Origin of the sequence: Streptomyces doebereineriae (assembly GCF_031845645.1) — a bacterium.
Taxonomy (GTDB): domain Bacteria; phylum Actinomycetota; class Actinomycetes; order Streptomycetales; family Streptomycetaceae; genus Streptomyces; species Streptomyces canus.
Genome location: NZ_JAVREZ010000010.1, coordinates 25,199 through 51,434, shown reverse-complemented (window position 1 = coordinate 51,434; position 26,236 = coordinate 25,199). Strand labels below are relative to the sequence as shown.

At 70.3% G+C, this 26,236-nt stretch carries 22 protein-coding genes and 2 pseudogenes; 15 read left to right on the top strand and 9 right to left on the bottom strand.

All coding sequences use genetic code 11. From position 1 onward, the window contains the following. Positions 1 to 2 precede the first annotated feature (2 nt). The 3 genes from RNB18_RS27370 to RNB18_RS27360 all read right to left on the bottom strand — a co-directional run bounded on the left by RNB18_RS27370 (position 3) and on the right by RNB18_RS27360 (position 3,254). Positions 3 to 1,058: a maleylacetate reductase gene (locus tag RNB18_RS27370; RefSeq protein ID WP_311716758.1), complete on the bottom strand. Its 1,056-nt coding sequence runs from the start codon at positions 1,056 to 1,058 to the stop codon at positions 3 to 5. Next, positions 1,055 to 2,683: an aldehyde dehydrogenase family protein gene (locus RNB18_RS27365; protein WP_311716757.1), complete on the bottom strand. Its 1,629-nt coding sequence runs from the start codon at positions 2,681 to 2,683 to the stop codon at positions 1,055 to 1,057. Before RNB18_RS27365 ends, RNB18_RS27370 begins: the two co-directional genes overlap by 4 nt. A 142-nt stretch (positions 2,684 to 2,825) precedes the next feature. Beyond that, the gene (locus RNB18_RS27360; protein WP_311716756.1) at positions 2,826 to 3,254 is read right to left on the bottom strand and encodes a nuclear transport factor 2 family protein; all 429 of its coding nucleotides are present in this window, start codon (positions 3,252 to 3,254) and stop codon (positions 2,826 to 2,828) included. A gap of 265 nt (positions 3,255 to 3,519) precedes the next feature. On the opposite strand from RNB18_RS27360, the gene RNB18_RS27355 reads away from it, so the two are divergent. Beyond that, the gene (locus tag RNB18_RS27355) at positions 3,520 to 3,699 is read left to right on the top strand and encodes a heme-binding protein (RefSeq protein ID WP_311716755.1); all 180 of its coding nucleotides are present in this window, start codon (positions 3,520 to 3,522) and stop codon (positions 3,697 to 3,699) included. 126 nt (positions 3,700 to 3,825) lie between these two features. On the opposite strand, the gene RNB18_RS27350 is transcribed toward RNB18_RS27355, so the two are convergent. Next, complete coding sequence (locus RNB18_RS27350; RefSeq protein ID WP_311716754.1) at positions 3,826 to 4,344, bottom strand: cupin domain-containing protein; 519 nt, start codon at positions 4,342 to 4,344, stop codon at positions 3,826 to 3,828. 152 nt (positions 4,345 to 4,496) lie between these two features. Here RNB18_RS27350 and RNB18_RS27345 point away from each other — a divergent pair. The 3 genes and pseudogenes from RNB18_RS27345 to RNB18_RS27335 all read left to right on the top strand — a co-directional run. Then, a pseudogene (locus RNB18_RS27345) lies at positions 4,497 to 5,311 on the top strand (IS5 family transposase); the annotation flags it as partial. A 5-nt stretch (positions 5,312 to 5,316) separates the two neighbouring features. Continuing rightward, positions 5,317 to 5,820 (top strand): annotated as a pseudogene (locus RNB18_RS27340) (transposase); the annotation flags it as partial. 147 nt (positions 5,821 to 5,967) lie between these two features. Continuing rightward, positions 5,968 to 6,405: an HflX-like GTP-binding protein gene (locus tag RNB18_RS27335; protein WP_301986779.1), complete on the top strand. Its 438-nt coding sequence runs from the start codon at positions 5,968 to 5,970 to the stop codon at positions 6,403 to 6,405. A 509-nt stretch (positions 6,406 to 6,914) separates the two neighbouring features. On the opposite strand, the gene RNB18_RS27330 is transcribed toward RNB18_RS27335, so the two are convergent. After that, a complete protein-coding gene (locus RNB18_RS27330) occupies positions 6,915 to 7,964 on the bottom strand; it encodes a LacI family DNA-binding transcriptional regulator (protein ID WP_311716753.1) in 1,050 nt (349 codons plus the stop codon). Between the two features lie 98 nt (positions 7,965 to 8,062). Between RNB18_RS27330 and RNB18_RS27325 the strand changes: the two genes are divergently transcribed. Genes RNB18_RS27325 through RNB18_RS27305 form a run of 5 tightly spaced genes read left to right on the top strand, consistent with a single transcriptional unit; the run spans position 8,063 to position 15,636 of the window. Continuing rightward, positions 8,063 to 9,367, top strand: coding sequence for an ABC transporter substrate-binding protein (locus tag RNB18_RS27325; RefSeq protein WP_311716752.1), 1,305 nt, complete (start codon positions 8,063 to 8,065; stop codon positions 9,365 to 9,367). Then, entirely contained in the window at positions 9,364 to 10,308 is a 945-nt protein-coding gene (locus tag RNB18_RS27320) for a carbohydrate ABC transporter permease (RefSeq protein ID WP_311716751.1), read from the top strand. Before RNB18_RS27325 ends, RNB18_RS27320 begins: the two co-directional genes overlap by 4 nt. Positions 10,309 to 10,316: 8 nt before the next feature. Then, complete coding sequence (locus tag RNB18_RS27315) at positions 10,317 to 11,183, top strand: carbohydrate ABC transporter permease (protein WP_266375211.1); 867 nt, start codon at positions 10,317 to 10,319, stop codon at positions 11,181 to 11,183. Continuing rightward, a complete protein-coding gene (locus RNB18_RS27310) occupies positions 11,183 to 12,982 on the top strand; it encodes a DUF2264 domain-containing protein (RefSeq protein WP_311716749.1) in 1,800 nt (599 codons plus the stop codon). Before RNB18_RS27315 ends, RNB18_RS27310 begins: the two co-directional genes overlap by 1 nt. After that, positions 12,979 to 15,636 (top strand): discoidin domain-containing protein, encoded by a 2,658-nt coding sequence (locus tag RNB18_RS27305; RefSeq protein WP_311716748.1) that lies wholly within the window; start codon positions 12,979 to 12,981, stop codon positions 15,634 to 15,636. Before RNB18_RS27310 ends, RNB18_RS27305 begins: the two co-directional genes overlap by 4 nt. Positions 15,637 to 15,771: 135 nt before the next feature. Here RNB18_RS27305 and RNB18_RS27300 read toward each other — a convergent pair whose 3' ends face one another. Then, on the bottom strand, positions 15,772 to 16,653 hold the full coding sequence (locus RNB18_RS27300) for a LysR substrate-binding domain-containing protein (RefSeq protein WP_311716747.1): 882 nt from the start codon (positions 16,651 to 16,653) through the stop codon (positions 15,772 to 15,774). Between the two features lie 71 nt (positions 16,654 to 16,724). On the opposite strand from RNB18_RS27300, the gene RNB18_RS27295 reads away from it, so the two are divergent. The 6 genes from RNB18_RS27295 (at position 16,725) to RNB18_RS27270 (ending at position 22,422) form a co-directional block, all read left to right on the top strand. Next, entirely contained in the window at positions 16,725 to 17,930 is a 1,206-nt protein-coding gene (locus tag RNB18_RS27295; RefSeq protein ID WP_311716746.1) for a thiolase family protein, read from the top strand. Then, positions 17,927 to 18,622 (top strand): 3-oxoacid CoA-transferase subunit A, encoded by a 696-nt coding sequence (locus RNB18_RS27290; RefSeq protein ID WP_311716745.1) that lies wholly within the window; start codon positions 17,927 to 17,929, stop codon positions 18,620 to 18,622. Before RNB18_RS27295 ends, RNB18_RS27290 begins: the two co-directional genes overlap by 4 nt. After that, the gene (locus RNB18_RS27285) at positions 18,619 to 19,290 is read left to right on the top strand and encodes a 3-oxoacid CoA-transferase subunit B (RefSeq protein ID WP_311716744.1); all 672 of its coding nucleotides are present in this window, start codon (positions 18,619 to 18,621) and stop codon (positions 19,288 to 19,290) included. Before RNB18_RS27290 ends, RNB18_RS27285 begins: the two co-directional genes overlap by 4 nt. A 30-nt stretch (positions 19,291 to 19,320) precedes the next feature. Beyond that, positions 19,321 to 20,103, top strand: coding sequence for an IclR family transcriptional regulator (locus RNB18_RS27280; RefSeq protein WP_311716743.1), 783 nt, complete (start codon positions 19,321 to 19,323; stop codon positions 20,101 to 20,103). Positions 20,104 to 20,172: 69 nt separating this feature from the next. Beyond that, the gene (locus RNB18_RS27275; RefSeq protein ID WP_311716742.1) at positions 20,173 to 21,153 is read left to right on the top strand and encodes a PDR/VanB family oxidoreductase; all 981 of its coding nucleotides are present in this window, start codon (positions 20,173 to 20,175) and stop codon (positions 21,151 to 21,153) included. Between the two features lie 27 nt (positions 21,154 to 21,180). Then, positions 21,181 to 22,422 (top strand): cytochrome P450, encoded by a 1,242-nt coding sequence (locus tag RNB18_RS27270; protein WP_311716741.1) that lies wholly within the window; start codon positions 21,181 to 21,183, stop codon positions 22,420 to 22,422. A 363-nt stretch (positions 22,423 to 22,785) separates the two neighbouring features. Here RNB18_RS27270 and RNB18_RS27265 read toward each other — a convergent pair whose 3' ends face one another. From RNB18_RS27265 to RNB18_RS27255, 3 genes are all read right to left on the bottom strand, one after another. Beyond that, positions 22,786 to 23,433 (bottom strand): response regulator, encoded by a 648-nt coding sequence (locus RNB18_RS27265; protein WP_057613589.1) that lies wholly within the window; start codon positions 23,431 to 23,433, stop codon positions 22,786 to 22,788. Beyond that, positions 23,430 to 24,689 carry a sensor histidine kinase gene (locus tag RNB18_RS27260; RefSeq protein ID WP_057613590.1) on the bottom strand — a complete coding sequence of 420 codons (1,260 nt, stop codon included), beginning with the start codon at positions 24,687 to 24,689 and terminating at the stop codon, positions 23,430 to 23,432. The genes RNB18_RS27265 and RNB18_RS27260 overlap by 4 nt, the downstream gene beginning before the upstream one ends. Positions 24,690 to 24,970: 281 nt before the next feature. Continuing rightward, a complete protein-coding gene (locus RNB18_RS27255) occupies positions 24,971 to 26,116 on the bottom strand; it encodes an ABC transporter substrate-binding protein (RefSeq protein WP_057613591.1) in 1,146 nt (381 codons plus the stop codon). Positions 26,117 to 26,236 lie beyond the last annotated feature (120 nt).

Here is a 26,236-nt window from a genome sequence, read left to right as displayed (position 1 = left end):
CTTCAGTTGATCGGGTCGCCGGCCCACGCCGCCTTCAGCAGCGCGGTCAGGTTCTCGTCGGTGACGGGGGCCGGGTTGTTGTCGGGGATCGCCTTCGTGATCGGCCCCAGCGCCTTGGCGATGCCGCCCTCGGGCATGCCGTAGTCGCGCAGTGCCCTCGGCGCGTCGAGCACCGGGCGCAGGGCGGCCAGTCCGGCGCCGGCGTTCCGGGAGCCGAATGCCTGGGCGATACGGGCTTCCGCCTCGGGAGCGTGCGGGGCGTTGAAGGCCAGCACGTAGGGCAGTACGACGGCGTGGGTCTGTGCGTGCGGGAGGTTGAACATGCCGCCGAGGACGTGGCAGATCTTGTGGTGCATCCCGGAGCCGGCCGAGGCGAACGCGACGGCGGCGAGGTAGGCGCCGTACAGCGTCTGCTCGATGCCCTCGACGCCGGTCGAGTCGTGGGCCACCGCGGGCAGACCGGAGGCGAGTGCGCGGATGCCCTCCTGCGCCAGCGCGCGGTCGATCGGGTCGGCACGCGGCCCCCACATCGAGTCCACGCAGTGCGCCATCGCGTTCAGGCCGCTGGCGACGGTCATCTCGCCGGGCAGGGAGGTGAGCAGACCGGCGTCGTAGACGACCGAGGCGGGCAGCACCGTGTCGTCCACGCCGGTGGTCTTGGTCTCGCCTTCGGTCAGGCCCCACACGTTGGTCGCCTCGGAGCCCGCGTAGGTGGTGGGGACCGCGACGATCGGCAGCCCGGTGGTCAGCGCCACCGCCTTGGCCAACCCCGTGGTCGAGCCGCCGCCGACGCTGACCAGGATGTCCGCGCCCGCGTCGACCGCCGTCCGCAGGGCTCGCCCCGCGACCTCGACCGGTACGTGCATCACGACCTCCTCGTGACGCAGGACGACCGGGATCTCCTTGGCGATCGGGTCGGCCAGCTCCTTCTCGCGGTCCGACGCGATCAACATGACCTTGGAGCCGCCGAGCGCCTCGACCTCCGCCGCCACCGCGGCGGGCGACTCCCCGGCGGCGAACACCACTCGCTGGGGAAGGGTCGCGTGGGTGAACTTCATCGGGCCTCCACCAGCCATTGCCTGCCTTCGCCGTAGAGCTGCTCGACTGCTGTGCCGGTGAGGCCGGGAAGCCCTTCCTTCACCGTGAAACCCGCCTTGGTCTGCAAGTAGCCCAGGTGCCGATAGCCGATCGGGAACCGGTTCAGGAGGTCCGGGTCCAACGTCAGTGAGGCAGCGGGGTCCACGACGTCGAGCCGGTCCTTCTCGTAGATCGGCTGCCGGCGCACCAGGGTCCAGCGACCCTCGTGGCGGGCGAGGAAGTCGTAGAAGCGGCCGGTGCACACGACATCGACCTCGACGCCGTCGACGCTCGCGCGCTGATTGATCGTCATCTTCGTCTGGGCGACGGCCCGGTCGCCGACGATGTCCGCGGTGTGGCCGCCCAGGAAGTGCAGGATGCTGATGCCGTTCTCGAAGCCCTCGCGGCTGGCCTTGATGAAGTCGGTGGCGCTGCCCTGGAACCAGGTGGCGCTCATCCGGCCGTCGCGTGGATGCCAGACCGTGGCGAAGCGGCCCCAGTCCCCGGCATCGCGCCACAGCGCCCAGTTCTCGATGAGCTGCCGTATCTCGTGGCGGTCGTTGTCGGCCTGCGACATTGTTGACTCCTCGGAGGGGTGGAGATCCCTGGTCTCAGGGGCCTCGTCAGACGGACCGGAAGAACTCCTCCAGCTCTCGGTCGAGCCGCTGGGAGGCCGCTGTCTCGCGGGCGTCCAGCCATGCCGCTCCCACCGCCGGGCTGAAGGCCGCAGCTCGCCCTGGTTCATGAAGGCGCCTAAGCCGGCCGGGGCGGCGGCCTCCTCCAGATCGGCGTCGGGGAGCACCAGGAAAGGCGCCTTGCCACCGAGTTCGAGCCCGACACGGGTGAGGTGGCGACCGCCGAGTTCGCCGATGATGCGGCCGACCCGGCTGGAGCCCGTGCATTGCACGCGCGTCACGGCGCGGTGGGCGATCAGCGCCTCGATGACGCTCGGACCCTCCTCGGGCGCGTTGCTGATGAGGTTGACCGCTCCGTCCGGCACTCCGGCGTCGTGCAGCACCTGGACGATGGCGGCCTGGGTGAGGGGCGTCTGCTCGGAGGACTTCAGCACCACGGTGTCGCCCCACACCAGCGGCCACACGATGGACCGTACGCCCAGGATCAGCGGCGCGTTCCACGGTGCGATGCCGACGACGACGACGCCGACGACGACGCCGACCGGCTGACGTACGCCGAGGGCGGTGAGGCCGGGCACGTCCGACGGGATGACCTCGCCGACGGCCGCGTACGCCTGGGCCGCCGCCTCGATGAGCATGCCCTTCGCGACGTGCACGTTGAAGCCACACCAGGGGAGAGCGGCGCCCATCTCGCGGCTCATCGTGGCGACGATGTCGTCGGTGCGCTCGCCGAGCAGGACGGCCGCACGCTCCAGAACCGACCGCCGTGCGGCCGGGCGGAAGATCCGACCACGGCGGGAGCGCGGCCGCCGCCGCGTCCACCGCGAGGTTGACGTCCTCGACGGAGGCCGCCGCGACCCGCGCGATCGGTTCACCGGTGAGGGCCTCGGTCGTACGGAAGCAGCGGCGACGAGGAGGTCGCTGGTCCGGACCGCCCCGGACGTGGGTGCCTCGGTCTCAGTGGCTGACATGTGGTGCCTCACCTCTGCAACAGCGGCGATCGCCGCACGAAACCTGCATGGGGAACTCTCCGCCTCCGGCGTCACGCCCTGAACCCTGATGTCCGTTCATCGAACAGCCCCGTGGGTCCAGGGCGTTCGGTCTTCCCGGACCTCAGCCCGGCGGCATGCGCTTGGCCTGGTGCAGGTGCGCCAGGCGCCAGCCCTCCCCGATCTCCTCCCACAGCCGCGTCACCGCCTCCTGGACCGGGAACGGCGGGAGGTTCTCGTCAAAGACGATGTGCATCTCCAGGAGGCACGAGGTGATCGCGGTGGTATCGCGCACCGTGATGCTGAGATCCTCGGCCTTCGCGAAGACGTGGCGGCGGGGGGTCCAGGTGAAATGGGCGAAGGTCTCGCGGTCGTCGATCTTTCCGACCGGGCCGTGGACGGCTCGGCTGTCCTCGAGCATGAGAGAGGTGATCGCTTCTTCGCCCTTGGTGAGAGCCGTGAGCCATGCGACCTCCGCCTGCTCGACAGCTTCGATGGGCCCGGTGGACTTGGTCAGGATGTCGTCGCGGTGGTCGGGCTCGCAGGCGAGCACGTGGACGATGCACTCACCGCAGATCCCCTGCCGGCAGGAGTAGGGGCGCTTCGGCAGGCCATCCCGCGCCGCGGGCGGAGGAGCACGAAGTCCATGAAGCCCCCGGGGCCACAGACGTAGAGCGCCGTGTCGGGGTCGGGCGTGCCCAAGTCGGTGGCGATACTGAGGCGTTGCTCGTCCGGACCGTCGTCGAAGTGGAGCCGCACGCGGGGGTTCTCTCCAACTCGTCGAGGAACGCCGACTCCGCCCGGCTTCGGGCGCAGTAGTGCAACGCGTACTCCGCGCCGCCGGCTTCGAACGCGTACGTCATGGCGCCGGCGGCACGCCGATCGTGACGGCCGACGGGGAGGTCATCGGCGCCATCGGCGTGGGCGGGGCGAACGACACCACGGACGACCGCATCGCGCAGCGGGCTCGCGATTCCGTCGCGAAGGTCGTTGCGTAGGTTGTTGTTGCGCGGGGTTGCCAACTGGTCGGTGCAGCGGCTGAGTCGAGGACCGCTGTCGCCAGGCCGGGCTCGCCCTGGAGCGGCCGTCGCGGTGGGGAGCGGTAGTCCAGCAACCGACCCGAACTACTCCTCCCCGGGCTCGAAGTCCTCCAGGAAGTAGCTGTCGTGTCGGATGCGAAACTGCCTGAGCTCTTCGCCACCGCGCTGCGCCAGCTCCGAGACCCGCTCGAAGTACTCCTCGCGCGGGGCGCCTGGGGAGAAGAGCATGAGCATGGACATGGGCCCGTCGGTCACGTTCTTGAAGGCGTGCAGGCCGCCGACCGGTACGTACATGAAGTCGCCCGCGCGGCCCGTCACCCACTTCTCGCCGTTGTACAACTCCAGTTCGCCGGAGAGGATGTAGAAGGACTCCGACATGGCCTTGTGGAAGTGGGTCTTGGCCCCGGCGGACCGTGCGCCCAACTCCACCTTGTACAGGCCGAATTCGCCGCCGGTCGACTCGTCGGTGGCGAGGTAGTGGGTAGAGGCGCCGGGTGAGGAGATGTCCGGTGGGCTGTCGGCCGGGCGGAAGGCTGCGTTCACTTCGCCCTTGTTGCCGTGGTAGCGGGCTTCCGGGTACTCGAGGTGTTCCGGGTACGACATGATGCGCTCCTCTTGGCAGGCTCCACTGGCATGGTGGCTCCCGCATCCAGAAGGGGGCATCGGGCTTGCGGATGGTCTTGGGTTGGGCCGGGCCGAGGGCTGGAGACCTAGGGCCTGTTTATAAGTGGATCAAGGTCTGTCATGATCCACTCGTGGGGCGTGGAGATCTGACGAGCGAGCAATGGGCCAGACTGGAACCGCTGTTACCGGCAGACAAGAAGCCGAGACGGCCTCCGGTCTGGTCCAAGCGGCAGCTGATCAACGGCATACGCTGGCCTACGCGAACCGGCGCCCTCTGGCGCGACGTTCCCGCACGCTACGGCGAGTGGGAGACCGTCTACGGACTCTTCCGTCGCTGGCAGCGCGACGGCACCTGGAGTCGGATCCTCACCCAACTGCAGGCCGAGGCCGACGCGAAAGGTCTGATCACCTGGGACGTGAGCGTTGACTCCACCGTCGCGCGAGCCCATCAGCACGCCGCCGGAGCTCGCAAAAGGGGGATCTGCAGCGAGACAAACCCGGCGGAGTCGCAGTCGAGCCCGCCGACCACGGGCTCGGACGCTCACGCGGTGGACTGACCACATAGGCGCACCTGGCTGTCGAGCACGCACAGAAGCCGCTGTCCTACCTGGTTACCGCCGGCCACTGGCACGACAGTCCCCAGTTCCAGCCGGTCCTGGAGCGCATCCGGGTGCCCCGCGTAGGCGTCGGAAGGCCGCGCCGGCGACTGGACCGGGTACGGGCCGATAAGGCCTACGGGTCCCGAGCCAACCGCGACTACCTGCGCAAACGCGGAATCCGCTGCACGATCCCGGAAAAGTCCGACCAGATCCGCAACCGCAAGAAGCTGAGCGCCCGCGGCGGTCGTCCGCCGAAATTCGACAAGGACGACTACCGCGAGCGCCACGCTGTCGAGTGCGGGATCAATCGCCTCAAGCGCCACCGAGCGGTGGCCACGAGATACGACTGTGAGGATGTGGGGGTGCCGCCCGACACACGCTCCGTCTCCTGGCCAGGCGCATCCTGCATCTCACCGACGAGATCAGCGACCTCACCAAGCAAATCACTTCGGCCATCGGCGTCTGCGCGCCCAATCTCCTCGATGTCTACGGCGTCGGCCCCGACACCGCTGCCGCGTTACTGACAGCGGCCGGGGACAACCCGCAACGGATGGGCAGCGAGGCGTCCTTCGCCGCTCTCTGCGGCGCGAGCCCCGTCGAAGCCTCCTCCGGCAAGACCCAGCGCCGCAGACTCAACCGCGGCGGCGACCGCCAGGCCAACTCCGCCCTCTACACAATCGTCCTGGCCCGGATGCGCTGGGATACCCGCACCCGCGCCTACATCGAACGCCGAGTCTGCGAAGGCAAGACACGCCGCGAAGCCATACGCTGCCTCAAACGCTACGTCGCCCGCGAGATCTACCAGGCGATCGTCACGCTCCGACCGAATATGGACAAGCCAAGAGCAGCTGCTTGACATCCATAGGGGCATCAAGCTCTCGGTCGGCTACGAGGCCACCGTCACCATCGCCGCCATCAACGAGTGGCTCTGACCTTGCTCGCCGGCCTCGGTTAGCGAGAAATGCGGTATCGCTGCAGGTAGCCAGACATTAGCCTGTGGCGCATGCATCAGCCACGAAGGCGCGACCGGCGCCTGGCTCGCCGTGCGCCGTCGGAGCCGGCCCAGCGCGAGGCGTTCCGGCTCACAGCCGTGGGCGCTGATGTGGTCCTGGTTGGCTACTTCTCTGCCAAGCAGAAGGACTTCGAAGCGCTCATGGCGTCGGCAGCGACGGAACTGGCAGCGCACGGCGCTCGGGTCGTCGTGCAGATCGTGCAACGACGAGGCGTCTCGGACGGCGGGGTCCAGAAGATGGGCCTGCCCTACTCCTCGCGGACTCTGCTGAGCTACGGAAAGGTCCGCGAGGTCGCTCAGGCCTGTGACCAGGTTAAAGCTGACGCAGTGATCTTCGTTGCCACCTTGACCGAGCGCCAGCAGCGCACGCTGACAGACATGTTTGGTCGCCCCGCTGTGAGTCTTGCCGACATCCTCTCCGCCGACTGACCGCTCGCACGAGGCAGGTTTTTGAAACAGGCCTTCGTGGTCGATGAGCCGGTCATCCAAGGAGACCCGCCAGGTCTCCGTCGGCACTGCCTCTCACACCCGGCCTCAACGCAGTCAGCCGTAGCCTAGACGATGACCTCGTCGTCGCGCATGTAGCCCGGTCTGCATCACTCACTGCCGCCCGGCCCGCGCAAGGTCGTCAGCCAGCCCCACGGGGCCCCGGCCACCGGGCTGGTCGAGCTGTCGTACGGACAGGCCCGCATGCCGCTGGATGAACTCACTGCGTCGCACTCGATCCGGTTCAGCAACTGGTGGATGCAACAGGGCCTGGGCCCCGCATGCCCAGCGTCACTCCGGCGGCGGAGACCGCCGGTAGCCGGTATCCGGTAGCGCGAGGCTGTCATCGGCCGAATCCTGGTAGCCCTGCGACCTACGACCTGCCGCCGCCGACCGCCGCCGACCGGATCGAGCGCCACCTCGCCGAGCGGACCAGCGCCCGCACCGAGGGCTCAGTGCGGTGGACGGCGTCCGCTGCTCTCCCGCACCACCAGTTCCGTCGCCACCTCCACCCGCGTCGTCTCCGGCTGCTCCCCGGACAGCAGACGCAGCACCATCCGGGCCGCGAGCGCCGTCATGTCGGCCAGGGGAGTGCGGACCGTTGTCAGGCGGGGGGTCACCCAGTCCGCGAAGGGCAGATCGTCGAAGCCGACCACGCTGACGTCGGCCGGGATGCGCAGGCCCAGTTCGGCGGCGGCCCGGTAGGTGCCCAGTGCCTGGTGGTCGCTGCCGGCGAAGATGGCCGTCGGGCGGTCGGGCAACGCCAGGAGTTCCAGGGCGTGTTGGTGCGCGAGGTTGTGGGTGAAGTCGCCGTAGCGCACCAGCTCGGGGTCGAAGGGCAGATCGGCCTCCGCGAGCGCCGAGCGATAGCCGTCGACCCGCGCCCGGGAGGTGAGCCGGCGCTCCGGGCCGCTGATGATCGCGATGCGCCGGTGGCCCAGCTCGATGAGGTGGCGGGTCGCGGCCAGTCCGCCGGGCCAGTTGGTCGCGCCCACCCACGGCGTGCCCGGCGCGGGCTCGTCGATCGGCATCACCAGCGCGAAGGGGATGCCGAGCCGGCTCAGCTCCTCGTGCTGCTCGGGCGTCAGTTCGGGCACCACGAGAATCGCTCCGCGCGTGGAGCGGGTGGCCAGCGAGTCCAGCCACTGACGGGCGCGTTTGGTCCGGCCGTGGGTGGAGGAGACGACCAGTCCCATGCCGGCGTCGTGCAGGACGTCCTCGGCGCCCCGGATCAACTCGACCGCCCAGGGGCTGTCGAGTTCGTTGATGACGAAGTCGATCAGCCCGCCGGGTGGGGCCGCGGTGGCCGCCGGGCGGTGTTTCGCCAGGTAGCCGTGCTGTCCCAGCAGGCGCTGCACCTTGGCCCGCGTTTCAGCCGATACATCGGATCTGTCGTGCAGCACCTTCGAGACGGTAGACACCGAAACGCCTGCCTGGTCGGCGATTTCGGCCAGGGTGCGCCGTCTCGCCTCACCGGATCCTGTCCGAACCGTTGACGTCATCGGATGAATCTCCTACGTTGCCGGGCGATCGAGTTTTGCGAAAACTATCGCAATCCTCGCTGTCGACGTAAGACTCCTCGGCGAAAAGGCGGTCTCCCATGAAGCGATGGCGCGCGGCTTCCCTGGCCGCGGCCGCGGCCCTGGCTCTGGTCCTCTCCGGCTGCGGAGGAACCGGCGGCGGTGCCGGCGGTTCGGGCGCCGGCAAGGGCGAGTTGCTGGTCTGGGTGGACAACACCCGGATGCCCGCGGCCCTGCAGTACAAGAAGGCCCACCCCGACCTGAAGATGCGCATCGTCACCATCCCGCCCGACGCCGGCTACGTACCCACCAAGATCTCCCTCGCCAACCGGACAAAGAGCGGCTGGCCCGACGTCGCCTTCCTGGCCAACCCGGCCGAAGCGGCGACGCTCGCAAGTGAGAAGTTCGGCTACGCGGCCCCGCTCGACGACCTCGTCCCGAAGTCCGTCCGCGACGGCTTCACCCCCGGCTCCCTCGACACCTGCACCTTCGCCGGCAAGACGTACTGCCTGCGCAACGACATCGCCCCCACCGTCCTGTGGTACGACGCCACGCTCATGAAGCGATACGGCTACGAGGTGCCCAAGACCTGGGCCGAGTACCAGCAGACCGGCCTGAAGGCGGCCCAGGAGCACCCCGGCACCATCGTCGGAGCCGTCAACGGCAAGTACGGCGCCGGCATCTACTTCGGCAGCAGCGGCTGCCCCACCCGCGACACCCTCAGCCTGGCCGAGGTCCACATCGACCTCGGCCAGGCGACCTGCACCCGAGTCGCCGATCTGCTCCAGCCGCTCGCCCGCAAGAAAGCCGTCACCACCGTGGTCCCCATCGACCCCGGCTTCGCCAAGTTCGGCAAGGGCGACCAGATCCTGATGCTGCCGGCCCCGGCCTGGTTCGGCGACTTCATGTTCGGCCCCGCCTTCAAGGTGCCCAAGGGCCGGATCGCCGCGGCCCCCATGCCCACCTGGCCCGGCGAGACCAAGCCCTACGCCGGACAGGTCGGCGGCGGCGCCTTCCTCGTCTCCGCGCACGCCGGCGGACGTACCAAGGAGGCCGCGGATCTCGTGCGCTGGATGACCACAGACATCAACCTCCAGTCGGAGCAGCCCACCTACCCCGCCTTCACGGCAGCCGCGAAGAAGTGGGGCGAGGCCAAGTCGAAGGACCCGTACTACGCATCCGACCCGATGCCCGCCCTCGCCGCGGCCGCGAACGCACTGCGTCCCGGCTTCGGCGCGGTCCGCTTCGAGGCCGACTGGCAGAGCAGCTTCAACGACACGGTCGTCAAGGCGGTCGATTCCGGCGGCAACCTCCGCAGCGCACTGGCGAGTTGGCAGGACAAGCTGGAGGCGGCGGCCAAGACCAGCGGGTACACGGTCGGATGAAAACGCTCACGACACCCCGCCCGCCCGCGGTCGCGGCGGCGGCGCCGGGGACACCCCACCGCCGACGCCGCTCCGCCCGCACCGGAGCCGTTTGGATCCTCGTCGGCCCGTACACCGTGTTCCTCGTGGTCTTCGGGCTCACGCCCGCCGGATACGCCCTGTGGACCTCGTTCGTCGACAACGGCTCCTTCACCGGCGGGCGCGACTGGGCGACCGTGTTCGAGGACTACCGGCTCGGCGACGCGGCCGCCAACGTGGCGACCTATCTGCTGCTCTGGCTGCCGATCCTGCTGCTGACCGTCCTGTCCCTCGCCTTCACCCTGCACGCCCGCCCCGGCCGCACGACGAGCGCGCTCCAACTCGTCTACTACCTGCCCGGCGCGGTCACCGGCTCAGCCGCCGCCCTGCTGTGGCTGTTCATGGTCAGCCCGGACAGCAGCCCCTTCTCACCCCTGCTCAAGCTGATGGACATACAGAGCGCCACGGACGCGTTGTCCGGCGGCAGCGTCATCGCCGTCCTCACCGTGATGGGCGTCGCGGTGCACGCGGGCGGCTGGATCGTGGTCCTGTACGGGGCGCTCAACGCGCTCCCCAAGGACGTCCTGGAGGCCGCGCAGGTCGACGGCGCCTCGGCCTGGCGGACCATGTGGCACGTCAAACTGCCGATGGTCCGCACGTACGTCGCCTTCGTACTGATCTCCAGTTTCGCCTCCGGCAGCCAGGTGTTCGTCGAGCCGACCGTGCTGTCCACCGGCGCCCCCGGCCAGATCAGTCCCACCTGGTCCGTCAACCAGCTCGCCTACACCTACGCCACCCAGGACGGCGACTTCGGCAAGGCCGCCGCACTGTCGCTGGCCATGCTCGCGGTCGGAGTCCTGGCCGCCTGGATCGTGATCACCCGCACCCGTATGTACGCCACCGACTCCTCCGACTCCCGGTGAGTGAGACGATGACCGCTCTGTCGCGCGGCGCCCGCGCCCTGTTCCTGCTCGGCGCGGCCGTCTTCTTCGGACTGCCCCTGCTCTGGCTGCTCCTCGCACCCACCCGCACGGCCGACGACCTGACCACCGGCTCACCCCTGGGCTTCGGCTCGTTGGGCAACGTGGGCGACGCCTGGTCACACCTGACGTCGTACAACGACGGCCAGATCACCCTGTGGATAGGCAACTCGATCATCTACGCGGCGGCCAGCGTGGCCATCTCGCTGCTGCTGTGCGTACCCGCGGGCTACGCCCTCGCCAAACACGACTTCGCCGGCCGCCGGGCTCTGCTCACCCTGTCGATCGTGACGATGATCCTTCCCCCGGCCGCGCTGGTGCTCCCGCTGTACCTGGAGATGTCGGCACTCAACCTCACCGGCACGGTCTGGTCGGTGATCCTTCCGCTGTCCTTCTACCCCTTCGGCGTCTACCTCGCCTTCCTGCACTTCCAGGCGAACCTGCCCGACAGCCTGCTGGACGCCGGACGCGTCGACGGGGCGAGTGAGCTGCGGCTGTTCTGGTCGGTCGCGGTGCCGCTGGCCCGCCCCGCCATCGCACTGATCGCCTTCTTCGGCTTCGTCCGCTGCTGGACCGACTTCTTCCTGCCCTTCGTGATGCTCTCCGACGACCGCACCTTCACCCTCCAGCTCGGCCTGATGTCCCTGCTGCAGTCCACCGGCGCGGTCAACAACTCCAGCGGCTTCGCCGACCTCGACATCCACCAGCCGGAGGCGGCCCTGGCCGGACTCGTGGCCTGCGCGCCGCTGCTGATCGGTTTCGTCCTCGCCCAGCGCTTCCTGCGCACCGGGCTGCTGGCCGGGGCGGAGAAGGGCTGATGGACGACGACGCACGCACCGAACTGGCCTTGGAAGTACGCGACTTGGTGGATCCTCTGGTGTCCCGCTTCAGCGCGGGCCGGGCGCGCGTACGGCTCGGCGTGAACACCGCGATCCATGACGACACCGCCGCCGAACTGGAGGCGTTCGCCAGGCCGTTGTGGGGACTGGCGCCCCTCGCGGCGGGCGGACAGGCGGTACCGCAGGCCGAGTTGTGGGTCCGAGGGCTCGCCCACGGCAGCGATCCCGCGCACCCCGAGTACTGGGGCGAGCCGGCCGACCACGACCAGCGCATCGTCGAGATGGCCGCCATCGGCTTCGCGCTCGCTCTCGCCCCCGAGCAGTGGTGGGACCCGCTGAGCGGCCCCGAACGTGACCGGCTCGCCCGCTGGCTGCTCAGCGCGCTGCCCCGGCAGACCACCGACAACAACTGGCTCTTCTTCCCGGTGCTGGTCGGCCTCGCCCTCGACCGGGTGGGGGTGCCCTACGACCGTTCGCTGATCACCGCACGTCTCGACCGTTTGGACACGTTCTGGCTCGGTGACGGCTGGTACGGGGACGGCCCCACCGAACGACGCGACTACTACGTCCCGTGGGCCATGCACTTCTACGGCCTGCTGTACGACACCCTGACCGGCGGCGACCGTTTCAAGGACCGGGCGGCCCGGTTCGCCGGCGACTTCCGGCACTGGTTCGCCGACGACGGTGCCGCCGTCCCGTACGGCCGCAGCCTGACCTACCGCTGGGCGCAGGCAGCCTTCTGGGGCGCGCTGCCGTTCGCGGGCGTCGACGTACTGCCGTGGGGCGAGGTGAAGGGCTATCTGCTGCGGCATCTGCGCTGGTGGCGCGGGCGGCCGGTGACCGGGCCCGACGGACTGCTGTCCGTCGGGTACGGCTATCCGCAGCCCGCGCTGGCCGAGCAGTACAACGCGCCGGGCTCGCCCTACTGGTCACTCAAGGCATATCTGCCGCTCGCGCTGCCGGAACAGCACGCGTTCTGGACCGCGAAGGAAGAGCCGGCTCCCGTCCTGCCCGCCGTCAGCGCCCAGCCGCATGCTGGGGCGGTGCTGATGCGCGCGCACGGCGACGTCACCCTGCTCGCCGGGCGTCAGCACCACCGTTGGGTACGCCATGGCGCCGAGAAGTACGCCAAGTTCGCGTACTCGACCCGCTTCGGCTTCAGCCTGCCTAACGGCACGCTCGGCCTCGAGCAGGGCGCGTACGACTCGATGCTGGCGCTGAGCGACGACGGCGGGGCGCACTACCGGGTGCGCGAGGAGCCGGCCGCGCACTACGTCAGCGGCGACACGGTTCTCAGCACCTGGCACCCGTGGCCCGACGTGGAGATCACCACCTGGCTGACGGGCGCCGCGCCCTGGCATGTGCGCAGCCACCGCATTCGCACCGCTCGCGCCCTGCACACCGCCGAGGGAGGATTCGCCGTCGACCGGGACGCGGGCACGGACCGCGAGGCCGGGCCGGGACACGCGCGGGTGTCGACCCCCGCTGGGCTCACCGGCCTGCGAGACCTCGACGGCCGGCGCGAGGGCGAGGTCGTCGATTGTCTGCCCGGCACGAACGTCCTCGCACGACGTACCGCCCTGCCCGTACTCGTGGGCCGACTCCCGCCAGGCGAGCACTGGTTGAGGTGTGCCGTGCTCGGAGCCCCGGACGGAAGCGAAGCCGAGACGGCGTGGCGAGAACCTCCGCCCCTCACCCATCCGACGACCACCGCGCCTCCGCCGACCACCGCACATCCCCCGACCACCGCACATCCGACGACTGGAGACGGGACTTGAGACTCAGACATCTGTCCGTGCTGGCCGCCGTGACCGCGCTGCTGACCTCCCCGATGCAGGCGCAGGCGGCGCAGTCCGGCCACACGTACCACGTCGACCCCCGGGGCAATGACCGCGCCTACGGCACGCAGGCAAGCCCTCTGCACAGCATCGGCGCCTGCCTCGACCGCGTCCGCCCCGGCGACACCTGCCTGATCCACAGGGGCACCTACCGCGAACAGCTGACGCCTCCCTCCGGCACCGAGGGCGCCCCGGTCACGATCGCCGCCTATGGCGACGGCCCGGTGACCGTAGACGGGACCGAGAAGGTGACCGGCTGGAAGGACGCGGGCGGCGGACTGGTCGCCGCCGACACCGACCTGCCGCCCGACCCCGACTTCAACGCGGTGTTCCTGGACAACACGCGTGCGGCGGAGGGCCGTTGGCCCAACTCCGGGGCCGATCCGCTGAACGCGACCTGGGCCGAGGCCGACACCACCTCCACCGACCAGCACATCGACGACACCGACCTGCCCGACGCGAACTGGACCGGCGCGACCGTGCACCTGTGGGCGGGCTCCAACCCCTGGGCCCAGCAGACCGGCACGGTCACGGCTGCGGCACCCGGCAAGCTGGACTTCAAGGGCGGAAACTATCGCTGCACCCCGCTGTGCATGGGCAACCAGCCCTACCGCAACTACTACCTCGTCGGGTCGAAGGCCGCCCTCGACCAGCCGGGGGAGTGGTACTACGACAAGACCGCGCACCGGCTCTACCTGGTCCCCCCGAAGGGCGGCATCGCCGGACACATGGTGACCGCCAAGCACCGGCTGTGGGGCGTCGACCTGAGCGACAGCTCGTACGTCACCGTGCGGGGCCTGGACCTGCGGGGCACTTCCCTGCGAACGGGCAAGGCCAGTACGGGCGTTGTGGTCGACCGACTGCACGCCACGTACATCTCCGAGTACTCCACCCTGCCCATGCCGCCGGACAGCGATCTCGCGATCGAGCCGGCCGAGGGCCACATCGTCGCCTCGCGCATCCTCGACTCCGGCGTCCAGATCCTCGGCACCGGCAACACCCTGAAGAACAGCGAGATCGCGCAGTCGGCCGGTGACGGCGTCCTGGTGCGCGGCAACGGCAACACCGTCACCAACAACTACATCCACGACGTCGGCTGGATGGGCAGCTACACCCCCGGTATCGAGATCAACGGCAACGGCCACACGGTCACCCACAACACGATCCGGCGCACCGGACGGGCGGCCATCGACACCGCCTACCAGATCAACGGCACCGAGTACCACGACAACCGCATCGCCTACAACGACATCTCCGAGGCGATGCGCACCTCCCGCGACGGCTCACCCTTCTACGTGTGCTGCTACCTGAACGGCACCGGAAGCTCCATCGACCACAACACCGCGCACGACTCCAGCGGCCAGAACGGCTACTACGTCGACAACTACTCCGGCCACTTCCGCCTGCACCACAACGTCGCCTGGAACACCGGCGCCCGAGGCGTCTACTTCAACGGCCACACGGGCCCCAGCATCGCCAACGAGGACCACAACTCCAGCTACGGCGTGGGCATCGGTACCGCCTCGTCGGCCCTCGGCGGCGCGACGGACGCGTCCGGCTCGTACTTCAGCAACATCATCGGACCCAAACCGGTCACCGCGACGCAGACGGGTAACCCGCTGCCGATCGTCCGCTCCAACCTGATCAGCGCCACCCCCGGCTACACGAACGCCGTCAACGGCGAGTTGTGGCTGACGGCCGGATCGCCGGCCATCGACGCGGGTGAGGTGGTCGACGGCATCACCACCGATACCCTGGGCACGGCTCCGGACCAGGGCGCTTACGAGTACGGCGCACCCATCTGGTCCGCCGGCTGCGACCTGCCCGGCTGCCAGCAGCGGGTACGGCACGGCAGCTGGAGTGCCACCGCGAGCGACGGCACCGACGCGTCCGTCACCGTCGACGGCGACATCAACACCCGCTGGACGGGCGCCGCTCCGCAGGCCGCCGGCCAGTCCCTGACCGTCGACCTCGGCGAGAGCAAGACGTTCAACCGGCTCTCCCTCGACGCGGGCCGCGACACCGGCGGCCAGCAGCCGTACGGCTTCACGGTCTCCGTCAGCCGCGACGGCACGCACTGGGGCGAACCGCTCGCCCGGGTCTCCGGCCGCTCCTTCACCCAGGACGCGGTGTTCCCCGGACAGGTCACCGCCCGCTATGTACGGATCATGCTCACCGCGAGCGGGCCCGCGCCTTGGGTCGTCAACGACATCCGGCTGTACGGCGACGGGCCCGACGCCGCCTCGACACTCCAGGCCGAACGGGCCGCGAGCGTACGAGGGGTGGAGCGAGGCACGGCGGCCACCGGGGTCCTCGGCTCCGGCGACTGGGTGGCCTTCCGCCAGGCGAACATCGGTGGAAAGCAGCTCACCGTACGACTCGACCCCGCCTGCGCACGGGCCTGCTCGTTCCAGCTGCGCCTGGACGCGCCGGACGGTCCGGTGGCCGCGGTGGTGCCCGTCACGGGTACCGGGGACTGGCAGGAGCAGTCCGTCCCCCTGAAGCGCGAGGTCACCGGCGCGCACGACCTCTACCTCGTGGCGAAGGGCACGGGCCGGGTCGCCGCGCTCGACTGGCTGACGATCAAGCCCTGACACGGAAGGGCCGGGCCGGGTGACGGGATGCGGAACCCCGCCGCCCGGCCCGGTTGCGATGACTGCCGGGTACCGAGGTCAGGCCGCGACGGAGTCCAGTTGCTCCGGTCGGGGCGAGCCCCCTCACGGCCCGACTCAGAACATCGCCCGGATGATCCCCACGGTGCGCTCCAGGTGCGGCTCGGAACGGTCGGCGCGGTGGGCCACGGCCAGCTCCACCCGTGCGCCGGCCCCGGACAGGGGTCGGTAGGCGACGCCGTCGAGCGCCAGCGCGGTCACGGGCTCGGGCACGACGGCGACGCCGAGGCCGCCGGCCACCAGCGTGACCAGCGTCGACGTCTCACCAACCTCGTGACGGATGTGCGGCTCGACGCCCGCGTCACGCAGAAGGCCGACCACGACGTCGTACATCACCGACCGGCGGTCGGCGGAGTGCACGATCAGGTCGGCACCGGCCAGGTCCGCCGCCCGCAGCCGTTTCCTGCGGGCGAGCGGGTGGTCGGCGGGTACGGCGACGACGAGCCGGTCCCTGCGCAGCGTGTGCACGGTGAGGGAGAGGTCGGCGGCCACAGGGCGCAGCAGCGCGACGTCGATCGCGCCGGTGCGCAGCGCCTCGACCTGGTCGGGCGCGAGCATCTCCCCGCGGAAGGAGAAGTCGACGCCGGGAAGCTCCTCCGTGAGCCGCCGCGAGAGCGCGGGCAGAAGGCTGTACGTCGCCGAGCCCACGCATCCGATCGCTAGGTGGCCCACCGAGCCGGCGGCGACGAGCCGTGCGTGCTGGCCTGCCTCGTCGACGTCGGCGAGGATCCCGCGCGCCCGCTCCAGGTAGGCCCGGCCGGCCTCGGTGAGGTCGACGCGGCGGGTGGTGCGGTGAAGCAGCTGTACGCCGAGCTCGGTTTCGAGCTGGCGGATCTGCTGGGACAGCGGCGGCTGGGCCATGTGGAGCCGCTCGGCGGCGCGACCGAAGTGGCGCTCCTCGGCCACCGCCACGAAGTACCGCAGGTGGCGCAGATCCATATGTCGTCCATATCAATCGGCTCGGATATGCGTACTTCAGAATATCGTGGCCCGGGATTACCGTCGCTTCCATGAGTGCTTTCCTCTACTCCGCCACACGCACGCCGTTCGGCCGCTTCAACGGCGCGCTGGCCGGCGTCCGCCCCGACGACCTCGCCGCCTCAGCGATCACCTCGACGCTCGCCCGGGTGCCGGGTCTCGACCCCGCCGCGATCGACGACGTGGTGTGGGGCAACGCCAACGGCGTCGGCGAGGACAACCGCAACGTCGGCCGCATGGCGGCGCTGCTCGCCGGGCTCCCGGTGAGCGTGCCCGGCACCACGGTCAACCGGCTGTGCGGGTCGAGCCTCGACGCGGCGATGACGGCGAGCCGCACGATCGAGTCCGGCGACGCCGAGGTGGTGCTGACCGGCGGCGTGGAGTCCATGACACGTGCGCCGTGGGTGCTGCCGAAGTCGGCGAAGCCGTTCCCGGCCGGCGATGTCACCGCGGTCTCCACCACGCTCGGCTGGCGGCTGGTCAACCCGCGGATGCCGAAGGAGTGGACGGTCAGCCTCGGCGAGGCCAACGAGCAGCTCCAGGAGCGCTTCGGGATCTCCCGCGAGCGGCAGGACGCGTTCGCCGCCCGCTCCCACCAACTCGCCCACCAGGCATGGGAATCGGGCTTCTACGACGACCTGGTGGTGCCGGTCGAGGGCGTAGACCTGGCCCGTGACGAGGGCATCCGGGCCGGATCCACGCCGGAGGTCCTGGCCGGGCTCAAGCCGGTCTTCCGCACCGCGGAGCAGGGCGGCACCATCACCGCGGGCAACGCCAGCCCCCTCAACGACGGTGCCTCCGCAGTGCTGTTGGGCAGCGAGAAGGCCGCGGCCACGATCGGGGCCGACCCGATCGCCCGTGTCGCGGGCCGCGGTGTGATGGCGCTGGAGCCGCAGGCATTCGGCTATGCCCCGGTCGAGGCCGCGAATCGTGCCCTGGCCCGGGCCGGGATCGGCTGGGACCAGGTGGGTGCGGTCGAGCTCAACGAGGCCTTCGCCGTGCAGTCGCTCGCCTGCGTGGACGCGTGGAAGATCGACCCCACCATCGTCAACCAGAAGGGCGGCGCCATCGCGATCGGGCATCCACTGGGCGCCTCGGGCGGCCGCGTCCTCGCCACGCTGGCCAAGGTGCTGCGCGAGACGAGGCAGCGCTACGGCGTCGCCGCGATCTGCATCGGGGTCGGTCAGGGCCTGGCCGTCGTACTCGAGAACTGCGCTGTCACGGGGGCGGACCGATGAGCCGGGCGGAGATCCTCGAAAGCACCGACGCCGCCGTCGCCGGGATCGAGGACGGCTCCACGATCCTCGTCGGCGGCTTCGGTCTGGCCGGAATGCCGTTCGATCTGATCGAGGCGCTGATCCGGCAGGGCGCGAAGGACCTCACGATCGTCTCCAACAACGCCGGAAACGGCGATGTCGGGCTGGCCGCGCTGCTGGCCGCAGGGCGGGTGCGCAAGGTGCTGTGCTCCTTTCCGCGCCAGGCCGACTCCTGGGTCTTCGACGGCCTCTACCGCGAGGGGAAGATCGAGCTCGAAGTCGTACCGCAGGGCAACCTCGCCGAGCGGATGCGCGCGGCCGGTGTCGGCATCGGCGCGTTCTACTGCCCGACCGCGGTCGGCACACCGCTGGCCGAAGGTAAGGAAGAGCGCGAGATCGACGGCCGCAGGTACCTGCTGGAATACCCCATCAAGGGCGACTACGCGCTGATCGGCGCGCACGTCGCGGACGCGATGGGCAACCTCGTCTACCGGAAGACCGCCCGCAACTTCGGACCGGTCATGGCCACGGCCGCCACGACGACCATCGTCCAGGTCGACGAGGTCGTCGAGCCCGGCAAGCTCGACCCCGAGGCCGTCGTCACGCCTTCCATCTACGTCGACCGGGTCGTCCAGGTCGAGGCCCGCCGCTACACCGTCCAGGGGGCACGATGACCACCACGCCAAGCGATCAGGTGCGAGCCGACCACCGGCTCTCGATGGACGAGCTTGCCGCCGTCATCGCACGCGACATTCCGTCCGGCGCCTTCGTCAACCTCGGCATCGGGCAGCCCACCAAGATCGCCGACCATTTGCCGGCCGACTCCGGGGTGGTGCTGCACACCGAGAACGGCATGCTCAACATGGGCCCCAAGGCCGAGGGCGACGCGATCGACCCCGACCTGACCAACGCCGGCAAGGTCCCGGTGACCGAACTGCCGGGAGCGGCGTACTTCCACCACGCCGACTCCTTCGCCATGATGCGCGGCGGGCACCTCGACGTCTGCGTCCTCGGGGCCTACCAGGTCGCCTTCGACGGCGACCTCGCCAACTGGACCACCGGCAAACCCGATGACATCCCCGCCGTCGGCGGCGCCATGGACCTCGCCATCGGCGCCAAGGACGTCTACGTGATGATGACGCTCTTCACCCGCTCCGGCGAACCGAAGCTCGTGCCGCACTGCACCTACCCGCTCACCGGCGTCGGCTGCGTCAGCCGCGTCTACACCGACCACGGCGTCTTCGACGTCGGCCCCGACGGCGTACGCATCCGGGAGACGTACGGCGTCAGCGCCCACGAGCTCGCGGAACGGCTCGGCCTCGTCGAGCCGACACGGGCTTGACGTGCCGGGACGAGATCCGATGATGGCCGGGTGAGGACACAGAACGGCGAGTCGGTGCTGGCGAGGGCCGTACGCATCTTCGAGGCGTTCACGCCGGAGGAGCCGGCCCTGACCGTCTCGGAGATCTCCCGGCGTACGGGGCTGCACGTGGCGACCGCGTCGCGTCTGGTGGCCGAGCTGGTGTCGTACGGCTTCCTGACCCGGGACGACCACCGCCGGGTGAGGATCGGTATGCGCCTGTGGGAGCTGGCCACCCGGGCCTCGCCCTCCCTGTCGCTGCGGAATGCCGCCATGCCGTTCATGGAGGGCGTCCACGACGTCGTCGGCCACCATGTGCAGCTGGGAGTGCTGGACGGCGACGAGGTGCTGTTCCTGGAACGGCTGACCGCACCGCAGGCCGTGATCAACTACACCCGCATCGCGGGCCGCCTCCCCCTGCACGCCTCCTCCAGCGGCCTGGTCCTGCTCGCCCACGGTCCTGCCGAACTGCGGGAACGGGTCCTCGACGGGCCCCTGGACCGCTACACCCCGGACACTCCCGCCACCGCCGCGCGGCTGCGGGCCGTACTGGCCGAGGCCCGCCGGCAGGGATACGCGTACTGCCCGGGTTACGTCCACCCGGACGCCCTGGGCATCGCCGCGCCGGTGCGGGACGCGCGGGGCGAGGTGGTGGCCGCGCTGGCGGTGATCGTGCCCAATGAGGCGGGGGGTCCGTCCGTCGTGCCCGTGGTGCGGACGGCGGCACGGGGTGTTTCCCGCGCACTGGGAGCCGGCGGAAGTTCGTCTCTCAAGGATTCGTCTCTCACTGATTGAGAATGCCGTCGCGGCCGTCTCCCGTCGCCGCGCATCCTGCGGGCAACCCCAACGACGGGAGGCGACAACGTGGTCGGAACCAGTGCGGTGGCGGATGCCGGGCCCGGCATCGGTCCGAGGCTGACGGTCTCCGCGAAGGAGCACGTCGCCGAGGGGATCGTGTCACTCACCCTCACCCACCCGGGCGGCGCCCGGCTGCCGGACTGGACGCCGGGTTCGCACATCGACCTGGTACTGCCGGACGGGACGACCCGCCAGTACTCGCTGTGCGGCGACCGATGGGACGCGCACACCTACCGGATCGCCGTACTGCGGGAGCCCGCGGGCCGGGGAGGATCCGCCCAGGTGCACGACCGGCTGCGTCCGGGGGACCGCGTCGGTGTCGGCGCCCCGCGCAACCACTTCCCCCTCGTACCGTCGGAGAAGTACCTCTTCATCGCGGGCGGCATCGGCATCACCCCGCTGCTGCCCATGGTGCGTCAAGCCGAACTGCTCGGCGCAGAATGGCAGTTGCTCTACGGCGGGCGCACGCGGAAGTCGATGGCCTTTCGCGAGGAGCTGACGGCGGCCTACGGCGAGCGGGTCCACGTCGTCCCGCAGGACGAACTCGGGCTGCTGGACCTGGTGGCCTGGCTGGGCACACCGCGACCGGACACCAAGGTGTACTGCTGCGGCCCCACCCCGCTGCTCGCCGCCGTCGAAGCGGCCTGCACCGCCTGGCCGCCGTTCGCCCTGCGCACCGAGCGCTTCACCGCCGCCGAGCAGTCCGCGCCGGTGCGGGACACCGCCTTCGAGGTCGAACTGCGCCGCACCGGACGGACCGTGACCGTCACCCAGGAGGTGTCCGTGCTGGAGGCGGTGCGCCGCGCGGGTGCGGACGTGCTGTCCTCCTGCGAGCAGGGCACCTGCGGAACGTGTCTGACGCCGGTGCTGGCGGGACGGCCGGACCACCGGGACTCGGTGCTTGCCGACCACGAACGGGCCGCGAACGACTGCATGTTCCTGTGCGTGTCGCGCTCCTGCGGCGACCGTCTGGTCATCGACCTCTGACATCTCTTCACCTGCCAAGGAGCCGCGATGACCGAGATATGGAAGCGTGCCGCCGTGCCGCCCGTCAGTGACGCCGACCCCTTCGCCCACGAGGCCCTCCTGGACCCCGAACCGCTGCACCAGGCCCTGCGCGTGGCCGGTCCCGTCGTGTATCTGTCGCGCTACGACGTCCACGCGCTGGCCCGCTACCAGCAGGTGCACGCCGCGCTGGTGGACTGGCAGCGCTTCGAGTCGGGTTCGGGCGTGGGGCTGGCCAACTTCCGCCACGAGGAGCCGTGGCGCCCGCCGAGCCTGCTGCTGGAGGCCGACCCGCCCCGGCATGACGCCCCGCGCCGGGTGCTGCGCGAGATCCTCGCCCCGCCCGCACTGCGCCGCCTGTGCGAGACGTGGCAGACGCTGGCCGAGGAACTCGTCGACCAAGTCCTCGCCGAGGGGCCCGAGTTCGATGCCTTCACCGCGCTGGCGCAGGCGTTCCCGCTGCGGGCGTTTCCGGACGCGGTCGGCCTGGGCCCGGACGGCCGGGAGCACCTCCTGCCGTACGGCAACATGGCCTTCAACGCCTTCGGCCCGCGCAACGACCTCGTCGCGGCGGACGCGCACCGAGTGGCCGAACTGTCGGCATGGGTGAACGCCCAGTGCGCACGGGAGGCGTTGAGCGAAGACGGCTTCGGCGCGCGGATCTGGGGCGCCGCCGACCGTGGCGACCTGACGTATGAACAGGCGCCGTTGGTCGTGCGTTCCCTGCTCACAGCCGGCGTCGACACCACCGTGCACGGCCTTGCGGCCTGCCTGTACGCCTTCGCTACCCATCCCGGCGAGTGGCAACGGCTGCGGGAGCGGCCGGAGTTGGCGCGGAGCGCGTTCGACGAGGCAGTCCGCTGGCAGTCCCCGGTACAGACCTTCTTCCGCACCGCCACGACCGCCGTCACCCTCGCCGGCACGGTCGTCCCGGCGGGCACGAAGATCCTCATGTTCCTCGGCGCGGCCAACCGGGACCCGGACCGCTGGCACGACCCCGATCGCTTCGACCTCACCCGCGACCCCTCGGGGCACGTCGGCTTCGGCATGGGCATCCACCAGTGCATCGGCCAGCACGTAGCCCGCCTGGAGGCCGAGGCGCTGCTGACCGCGCTGGCGGGCCGCGTCGAGCGCATCGAACTCACCGGCACACCGCACCGCCACCCCAACAACACCCTGCGCTCGTGGGCATCCCTGCCCGTGCGCGTCCGCAGAGCGCGACGGGACACGGCGCGGCCGATGTCGTCGTAGCGCCGTGGTGTGTCATACGACGCGCCGGAGGCCTCCATCGAGCAGTGGCACAGGCCGCCCGTTCGCATCAGCGCCCCCCTGCTCGTCGAGGCCGCAAAGGCCCATGCGCTGAGCGAATCCGGCTCCCCCTGCAGCAAGTTGACCCTCCTCCCGTGACGTCCGGGCGCTCGATCCCCGGAAGCCCGGTGCGACCACCACCTTGGCGAAGCCGCGCCGTTCCCGGGCGCGCCTGTCTTCGTGCTGCCCCCGGCAGCAACGTACTGATCATGCCGCGCAACCGGGCTACCGGCGGTCGGCGGGTTGTGGACGTCGTCGGCCGTGGCCCCTCACGATCTGCCACTGCAGGAGCCGAACGGTGCTTCTCTAGATGAGATCCAGCAGCCCCCGGCGGACCGCCTCGGAGACCGCCGCCGCCCTGTTGTCGACGCCGAGTTTCCGGTAGATGCGCACCAGGTGCGTCTTGATGGTCGCCTCACTGAGGTAGAGGGCTTGCGCGATGGAGCGGTTGCTGTTCCCGTCGGCCATCAACCGGACGACTTCCTTCTCCCGTTGTGTCAACTCCGGTGCAGGGCTGACCGCCTGCCCGACGAGGTCGCCGACCAAGTCCGGCGCGAGGCCCAAGCCGCCCTCGGCGGCGCTGCGCACGGCCCGGAAAAGGTCCTCCGGCGGCCCCGCCTTGAGGACGTAGCCGCGTGCGCCGGCCTCCAGCGCGCCTACGACGTCGGCCCGTCCTGAATAACTGGTCAGCATCACCACGGGCATGCCCGGGGCCTGGGCGGTCAGTCGGCGGATCGCCTCGATTCCGTCGATGCCGGAGTCCGTGCCCGCGAAGCGCAGGTCCATCAGCACGACATCGGGTGCCAGCTCGAGCGCCAGGCGTACGGCCTCCTCGCCACTGCCGGCCTCCGCGATCACGTCGAGGTCCGGGGCACCCTCCAACAGGGCTCGCAGCCCGGCCCGTACGACCGGATGGTCATCGGCGATCAGCACGCGTCGCGTTGCGGCCGTCATTGGGCCGCTGCCGCGGAGAGGGGTACTTCAGGACCGGGCCGCACCCCACGGATCGGGACAGTGGCCCGAATCCGCGTGCCCCGCCCCGGGGCGCTGTCGATCTCCAGATCACCGCCGTCCCTGCACAGCCGCGCCCGGGCCGAGGGCAGCCCGAACCCCCGGCCCCGCCGGACCGCCCCGCCGACGCGGGCGGGATCGAAGCCGACACCATCGTCGTACACGTCCAGCACGATCCGGTCCGTGAGATGGCGCAGCGTCACCGACACTCTGGTGGCCCGTGCGTGCTCGCGGACGTTCGCCAGCGTGCTCTGCGCCACGCGGAACAAGGTCGTGGCGGTCTGTTCGTCCAGACCGAGGGCCGGGGTTCCGACCGTGCGGAACCCCACCCGCCCGGCGCCGCCCATCTGCTGGGCCCGCCCGCACAGCAACCGCAGGGAACCCTCCAATCCGGCCTCGGCGAGCGTGGGCGGGGCGAGGTCCTGGATGATCCGCCGGGTCTCGGTGAGCCCCGCGTCCAGGCCGTCGGCGACCGCGCGCACCCGGGTCCGGGCCACGTCGGGCCGTTCCTCCCAGTCCTGTTCCGCCGCCTGCAGCAGCATCAGGCTGCCGGACAGCTCCTGGGCGAGTGTGTCGTGCAGGTCCCGGGCAATGCGCGCGCGTTCCTCGAGTGTGCCGCTGCGATGCCGCTCGTCCGCCAGCACGTCACGGGTGCCGCGCAGTTCCTCGACCAGACGCTGGCGCTCCGCGACGTTCCGCTGCTGCGTCCGGTACAGCGCCACCGTGCCCCATACTGCGGCCACGGGGATCAGCACCATCTCCGGGTCGAACCCGCCCGCGGTTCGGGTCAGTTGACCGACGAGCAGGGCACTGACGGCGGTCAACGCCACCGCGGCGGTACGGCGTCCGAGCGCGTCCAGCACCACGCACGCCAGCGGTACGGCGCACCAGACGTAGGCGCCGGTCAGGGGCGGCGGAGTGAGCAGCACGAGGATCGTCCACAGCAGGAGGAGGGCCGCGACCCAGGTGTGCCGGGCGAGCCTGCCCCACCTGCTCCACCGCGCCAGGCCGGCCGCGTACGTCACGGCGAGCAGCCCGCTGACGGTCACGATGTCCCAGCACAGCGGGGTGTTCAGACGGGCAAGACGGATCAGCGCGGCACCGACGACAAGAAAGAACAGCAGGTGCGGCAGCTGCCTCGGGCCGAACCGTCTGCGGTCGGCCGACGCGGAAGCGTGGACGGGGCCGGGGTCGGACACGACAAACCCCCTGGATGAATGATCCATTGGGACAGGGTGGCCGAGTCTATCCGCCGACTGTATGACTCATGTGAAGAGCGGGGCTGCCGTTCCTCCGGGAGGAAGAGTGCGGAACGGCAGCCGGGCCGATGGCTGGGCGGGGCTGGTGAAGCCCGGTGCGGTACAGCGCCCCGCAGGGGCCGCGGGGCTGCATCCATGTGCGGCTCCGCCGCGCGGATGCGACCAGCCACGATGGTGCCGCAGACGATCGACGGCACATCGCGGCACTCCCAGCGGAGTGCTCAGGCGCCCGGGTGCAGTCCGAGCCAGCCGGGCGTGGGGTCGCCCTTGACCTCGCCGAAGTACAGGGCGAACGTCTGCTTCCAGCGCTCCACCTCGGCACGGTCGGCCATGAAGCGGGGGAAGCCGTCCACGTGGGCGTTGGGGTACTCCCACATCTGCTTCAGGCCCGCTGGGGGAGTCACGTCGGTGCGCACGGACCAGCCGTTGAACGACTGCTGCTGGTGCTCGGTGGACAGCTGCCAGTTGAGGAAGAGCTTTGCGGCAGTCGAGTTCTCGGCCTGCGCGAGGATCGCGGTGCGCTGGCCCCAGGCCATGAACGGGTGGCGCGGGTCGATGACGAACTTCACGGGGGACGACGTGGACGGGACCGCCGAACCCGCTGTGCCGATACCGATCGGCTTCTGCCCGCCGAAGACGGCGTCGCCGGGGGAGTTGCTGCCCCGCGCGAACTCCACGTCCTGCGCGGCGAGCTTGGCCACCCACTCCCAGCCGTACTTCTGGGCGTACAGCGAGTAGAGGTAGAGGACGGCGTCGTCGTCGTGCGGGTACGACGAGGCGATCTTGCCCTTCCACTGCGGGTCGACCAGGTCGCGCGGGGTGAGCTGCACGCCCGAGCCGACCGCCGTCGTGCTGTACACGAGGCTGAAGGCGATCGCTCCCGTCGCCACCCATGCGCCCTGCGGGTCCTTGAACTTGTCGTAGACCTTCGAGAACCCGGCGGGCTTGTAGTGCAGCAGGCGGCCCTGCTGCTTCCAGCGGTCGAAGTCCTGGAGCGTCTGGAACTGCACGACGTCCGGAACGAGGGTGTCGGTGGCGAACTGGTTGTCCACCCGCACGTCGTGGTACTTGCTGTAGTCGACGATCAGCGTCAGGTCGATGTCCGGAAAACGGTCCTTGAAAGCGGCCTTGGTGCCGTCCTGCTGCGTCGGCGTGTCACCGCCGGCGTAGACGACGAGCTTCCCGCCTTCCGCGAGGGCGGCCTGATAGAGCTCGTCGAGCGACCTCGTTTCCTCGCGTCCGCTCGAGCGCCCCGACGCGGCCGGAGAGGCCGAGGCCGGGATGGCCGAGGCGCCGAAGGCACCGGCACTGAGGGCGGCACCGGCACCGACGGCGAGGACACGTCGTCTGCTGGGGAAGCTGGGCATGCGAGGAGACCTTTCTCAGGGGGGTGGCACAGAAGGCCCGGCGCGCGCCATGGGCGATGGTCATTCTCGTGCGGCTCAGCTCGACTTCGCGTCGTCCGTACGGCGGGAAGAGGCCTCCAA